Source organism: Hymenobacter sp. ISL-91 (genome assembly GCF_018613725.1).
Taxonomy (GTDB): Bacteria; Bacteroidota; Bacteroidia; order Cytophagales; family Hymenobacteraceae; genus Hymenobacter.
Genome location: NZ_JAGGPS010000043.1, coordinates 47,946 through 48,767, shown reverse-complemented (window position 1 = coordinate 48,767; position 822 = coordinate 47,946). Strand labels below are relative to the sequence as shown.

General features: G+C 64.8%; 1 protein-coding gene. It reads right to left on the bottom strand.

Going from position 1 to position 822, the window contains the following annotated elements:
- Nucleotides 1-32 precede the first annotated feature (32 nt).
- Nucleotides 33-710: an SOS response-associated peptidase gene (locus tag J7E24_RS16420; protein ID WP_215139204.1), complete on the bottom strand. Its 678-nt coding sequence runs from the start codon at nt 708-710 to the stop codon at nt 33-35.
- Nucleotides 711-822: the final 112 nt, after the last annotated feature.

Below are 822 nucleotides of genomic sequence, written 5' to 3'. Positions count from 1 at the left end.
CGCTCCGCTCGGGATGACAGACTGTTTCAAGCTCAACTTGCCGGCTCCAGCACGGCCGGCTCGTTGTGAGCGGGCGAGTTTACCAGCTTGCTGATGACGTACTCGCGCATCAACTCGGCGGGATAGGGGCGCAGCAGGGCCTGATGGCCGGCGGCCGGCACGGCGTCGCTGAGCCAGGCCTGTTCGGCTTTGGCGCCTTCCAAAATTACCGGCATCCGGTGGTGCAGGGGCTGCATCAGGGCGTTGGGCTCGGTGGTGACGATGGTGAACGTGGGCAGCACCTCGCCGGTGGCGCGGTCCAGCCATTCATCCCAGAGGCCGGCGAAAGCGTAGGGCTGCCCGGAGGTGAGCAGGATGCGGTGGGGCGTTTTGGGCGGCAGGCCGTGGGCTTCCTTCTGCTGCCACTCATAAAAGCTGTCGGCCAGCACCAGACAGCGGCGGCGCTGGAGCAGCTGCCGGAACGAGGGCTTTTCGGCCAGCGTTTCGGCGCGGGCGTTGATGGGCTGGGGGCCGCTGGTGCGGTCTTTCACCCAGGCCGGCACCAGGCCCCACTGCATCAGCCGCACCTGCTCGGGCGCGGCGTTGGTTATCACGGGCAGGTGCTGCGAAGGCGCGGCGTTGTAGGTCGGGGCGAAGTCGGTAGCGAGGTTGGCCCCGAATCGTTCTTTCAGCAAACCAGGTGGGGAAATCAGGGAGTAACGTCCGCACATAATCGAAAGGATGAAGTGAGGGTTGGTTTTACGTGCTGGAGGGAAGGGGCGTTATCGGGTGCTGAGCAGGACGTTATTCAAAGTGAGTCATGGAGGTCGGTGTAGGGGCGGG

Excerpts from the sequence above, each read along its gene's own strand:
- J7E24_RS16420 (WP_215139204.1), bottom strand. The coding sequence starts at position 710 with ATGTGCGGACGTTACTCCCTGATTTCCCCACCTGGTTTGCTGAAAGAA.